Here is a 4948-nt window from a genome sequence, read left to right as displayed (position 1 = left end):
GAGTTATCCCAGTCTTATGGGTAGGTTACCCACGTGTTACTCACCCGTCCGCCGCTAACTTCATAAGAGCAAGCTCTTAATCCATTCGCTCGACTTGCATGTATTAGGCACGCCGCCAGCGTTCATCCTGAGCCAGGATCAAACTCTCCAATAAAGTTAGTTTGTCTAGCATCTAAAAATAAAAATTGACGTTCACGTTGTTTGTTTCGTTCAGTTTTCAAAGAACTTGTTTGCCGCTCATTTGCGACTCCCTTATGTTAACATTTTCATATTTCAATGTCAACTAAGTTTTTCATTTTCTTTTGTCGCTTTCTGCGTTGTTGCTATCGGCGACTTGTCCTATATTACACCTCTATATAATAATCGTCAATACCTTTTTATAAAGTTATTCAAGTTAATATTTTTACACTCTCTAATCTAGAGAAGAATCTATAAATATTGCATTATCCGAAAAGCCTCTTCGACTTCACTTTAATTTCTTCTTCCAAAATATATTCAAGTTTACTTATACCCTAGACTTAATTGGTACGGAAGTTTTTCCCCAGCGAAACTAACAACCTTATTTTAATAAATACTAATATGTAATTAAAAAGTTATTACACTCCCTAACACCTCTTTGTTTACCAGGCACTCTATTAGAAACGATGGAAGATATACGTATTCTTATAACAGACAACGATACAGAAATTCTTATATAATACTCTAGTTATAGAGTTTCCCTTATATGAAGTAATGGTTACTTACCTGTTTACTCGTAAATATATAGAAACATACTAATACATTTACTAACTATCCCTGTGTCACTGAAATAGCAGACTTATATCTCTTTCATCTTTAGCAGCATCCATTTCCATATGGCCTAGTCGTAATAAATTTTATATCCTCTTAACAAACATTTAAGATATACAAATAAAATATACTCGAGGTCCGAACCAATTAATAGCATTTCTTTTTTAAACACATATACTGGATTGAAAATACGTACCTCAATTGATCGAGCGTACCTAATACACCCGAAAGGAACGCTTGTTCTGTTTATATTTTATTACTTTTTATCACATTTAAGGATGTTTATCCTACGTTTTACCGCTAGAAGAGCGAATCGAGTTACTAACAAAGTATGTAATTTTATTGTTTCTATTATATATCTCCCGTTTTGAAATACATATAGAATTACAAATTCATTTATTTCTAGCGATAAACCTAAGAATACATAACAATAAGAAACCAACACATATAAAACACCCACAAAAACAAATTCTGCAACAAGGTATACTACGGCTGTACAATTGTAAATCATAATCTTTTCAACACCTATAGGAGTCCTGTCCGCATTTAACGCAAATATAAACTAAAAAAATTTCAATATAAAAAGAGCCGGAATTTCTACTCTAAGGAAAATCCGACTCTTATTTTTGGGCCACAACCAAAATTATTTAACTCACTCGCTACAACTGAACTCCCTCATACTAACCATAGCCAAAATATTTTTCACATTTAATATTCCCTACTCTGCTGTACTGAAGATGCATGTATCATATCTATCACTGCATGATATAAATTTTCCGGACATTCAGCTATCCGATGGCATAAATACAAGTACCACTCTTCCCCATAAGTCAAATACACCCTAGCATTATGTCCTTTGTTTTTCAAATCACTTAACATATCCGGACGAATTCCATATAGCATTTCTATTTCTACATTAGATTGACTAAAATATTGACGTTGCTCCATTTCTTTAATAAGAATTTCATCATGTGTAGCTATAGATACAGGATGGTTATTTTCAACTAGTTGTTCTACGATCTGAAGATACTGTTGATTTAAGTCAGTTGACCTAGGTATAGCAATATCCGAAACTTCTTGATAGGCACCTTTTACAACTCGTATTTTCCCTGGATAATGTAGGAGTTCTTGAATATCATTGTTTGAGCGATATAAATGCGCCTGAATCGTTATCCCTACATTAGGACATTGCTCAGTTGTTTTTTTATAGATGGAAAGAATGTCTGCTGCTTTAGATGATTCTTCCATACTTATCATAAGGGTAGTTCCATGTACTTTTGCCTTCTCTGCCAACTCCATTAAATGAATATAAGATATTTCTGGATCTATAGATAATCCAATATGCGATAAATCGAGTGATACTGTTTGTTTCATAGATAGAGCACCCATATCCCCAATAAGATTCCAAAACTCATTTTTTGCTTTATAACATTCCTCTATATCTAGAGTATTTTCCCCTATGTATTCTAGTGAAGTATGATAACCTTTTGAAATTAGTTCTTTTGCTGTCATAATCCCCTCATGTCTCGATTCTCCGGTGACAAAGCGTTTCGCGGCTTGCAATAATAACGCATAGAGTTCAGTGGATTGTTGTACATAGGATTTTATATGTTCATTTCGTGCAATCGATTTAAATGCCTGAGCTACTTGGAATTCTGGTTTCGTCATCACATTTTCATCCCCTTTAGAACCATTTGATCCAACTATAGCATGCTAAAATGGTTTATATTAGTACCATTTCAACCAAACTTTTATGGTACCACTTTTGATGAAGGGAGCATTTATATGCTTTGGATACCTATTGATCGATCGTTAGATATAAGTTTAATACGACAGGTTTATCACCAAATACGTGAACGAATATTAAACGGAGAGCTACAATCTGGAGAAAAACTACCATCAACACGGGAATTATCTTCTGAGTTAAGCGTGTCTAGGAATGTAATTTTAGAAGCTTATGATCAATTATTTTCCGAAGGTTTTTTGGTCGCTCGACAGGGCGCCGGGACATTCATTGCAGAAGGGACTTATTTAGAACAACATAAAAAATCACCTCTAATTGATCCTTTATCTTGGTGCGAAGAAATAAACAAAGACAGTAACATCATTAATTTTCGTTCAGGGATACCAGCATTAGACTTATTTCCACGTAAGGGATGGGCAAAGTTATCTCATACCATATGGAATGAGACACCTCCTTCTACGTTTGGATACGATATTCCCGAAGGGCGTCCTGAATTAAGAAAGGTTTTATCACGCTATTTACTAAAAACAAGAGGAGTTTTTTGTCATCCAGAACAATTGATAATTACCTCCGGTGCAACGCAAGCTTTAACACTTGTTTCTAAGTTACTTTTGTCAACAGGCGACGAAGTACTAATAGAAGATCCCATCACCAATGACATTCAAACAATTTTTAAAAATTCAGGAGCCTTCCTTTATCCTATACCAGTTGATGATAATGGGATGGATACATCTTTGCTACCTGCAAATAAAAACCCAAAATTCATCTTCACTACTCCTTCTCATCAGTTTCCTTTAGGAGGAGCGTTACCGATTCAACGACGGGTTCAATTGATTAACTACTCAAGAAAAACAAATTGTTATCTCATTGAAGATGATTATGACAGTGAGTTTCGATATGAAGGCTCACCTGTAAGTTCATTACAGGGATTGGATCCCGAGCGTGTTATATATATAGGTTCATTTAGTAAAATTTTATCACCCGCCCTTAGGATGGGATACTTAGTTCTTCCCTCACACCTTATTGAAAAATGTCGCAGGGTAAAATGGTTTTCAGATCTACATACATCTTCTTTAAATCAGCTTGTCCTTGCTAAATTTATTGCCGAAGATTATTTGGAACGGCATATTATGAAGATGAAAAAAATCTATAAAAATCGAAGAGACTTCCTTATTCAGCAATTAAAATTAGCATTCTCAAATAAGATCAATATTTTCGGTTATTCTACAGGATTACATCTGATTGTTGAATTCAATCAAGTTCAATTCACCAAAGAATTACTTGAGAAAACCCAACAACTTGGGGTTAAAGTATATCCTGTGGAAGACCACGCCATTGAAAAAGGAAAACATCATAATCGAATTATTATGGGGTATGGACATTTAACCACTGAAGAAATAAAAGAAGGAGTGAGCAGGCTACAGAGGGCAATACCTTATATATATTCTTGTTAATAAATGGACTTTAAAACTCAAAATTAAAGAATCTAACAAATAAGGAAATTTCCCAGGGATTATAAAGAGACTAAAATATTAATTAAAGCGAGGTAAATATACAAATGAATCCATTAGCACAATCATATTGGGATACTTATTGGGGAAACAATGAAAAACCAGAATCTGTTACAGCTTGGCAATTTGGTGATTCTCCTGATTATCTCGCTCAATTAGTCATTGATGGTGTGAAGACCGCAACATGCTCCAGCCATATTTTTTATGAATTAGAAAATGAACCACTACCAACAACTAACGATTATAGTATTGTACTCAATAGTCAGGATGAACCTGTAGCTATTATTAAGACAATAGAAGTAACTATAATGCCAATGAATGAAGTGACTGAAGAATTCGCTATCGCTGAAGGCGAAGGCGATCGTACCTATAGTTACTGGAGAGATACCCATATTCAGTTTTTTACAAAGGAACTAAGCGAACTTGGTCTTAGTTTTTCTGAAGATATGCTGCTCGTTTGCGAACGTTTTAAGCTTATCGATGTAAAAAACAAAGTGAGGCTATGATAAATAACGATTTTACCGGAAGTCCATACTAGATAAATACATTTATCTTTAAACAAATAAGCTTGTTATCAATGGATTCCTTGAGCCATTAATAACAAGCTTATTTCATTAAACACAAAAAAGACGAGTCATTCTGACTCGTCTTAAAGTTGCTTGGCGACGTCCTACTCTCACAGGGACAAGGTCCCAACTACCATCGGCGCTAGAGAGCTTAACTTCCGTGTTCGGTATGGGAACGGGTGTGACCTCTCTGCCATCATCACCAAACTGATGAAGGTATATTCCTTCAAAACTAGATAACATTGCTTCATATTATATGGTTAAGTCCTCGATCTATTAGTATTCGTCAGCTCCACATGTCACCATGCTTCCACCTCGAACCTATCAACCTGATCATC

Annotated in this window: 3 protein-coding genes and 3 rRNA genes; 2 read left to right on the top strand and 4 right to left on the bottom strand. The window is 34.9% G+C overall.

Translation table 11 applies throughout. The features are described 5' to 3' along the window. Positions 1 to 154, bottom strand: a 16S ribosomal RNA gene (locus AC1DS7_RS28580); the annotation flags it as partial. A gap of 1343 nt (positions 155 to 1497) precedes the next feature. Further along, entirely contained in the window at positions 1498 to 2457 is a 960-nt protein-coding gene (locus AC1DS7_RS28575; RefSeq protein WP_476999394.1) for a proline dehydrogenase family protein, read from the bottom strand. 117 nt (positions 2458 to 2574) lie between these two features. On the opposite strand from AC1DS7_RS28575, the gene pdxR reads away from it, so the two are divergent. Continuing rightward, positions 2575 to 3987 (top strand): MocR-like pyridoxine biosynthesis transcription factor PdxR, encoded by a 1413-nt coding sequence (pdxR, locus tag AC1DS7_RS28570; protein ID WP_476999393.1) that lies wholly within the window; start codon positions 2575 to 2577, stop codon positions 3985 to 3987. A 104-nt stretch (positions 3988 to 4091) separates the two neighbouring features. Then, positions 4092 to 4550, top strand: a complete 459-nt coding sequence (locus AC1DS7_RS28565; RefSeq protein ID WP_016103196.1) for an ASCH domain-containing protein — start codon at positions 4092 to 4094, stop codon at positions 4548 to 4550. Positions 4551 to 4701: 151 nt separating this feature from the next. Here the strand turns inward: AC1DS7_RS28565 and rrf are convergent. Beyond that, positions 4702 to 4817: ribosomal RNA gene (rrf, locus tag AC1DS7_RS28560) — 5S ribosomal RNA — on the bottom strand. A 49-nt stretch (positions 4818 to 4866) separates the two neighbouring features. Beyond that, positions 4867 to 4948: ribosomal RNA gene (locus AC1DS7_RS28555) — 23S ribosomal RNA — on the bottom strand; the annotation flags it as partial.

This window comes from Bacillus sp. P4_E1 (genome assembly GCF_056401715.1).
This window is presented reverse-complemented; position numbering and strand designations above follow the sequence as displayed.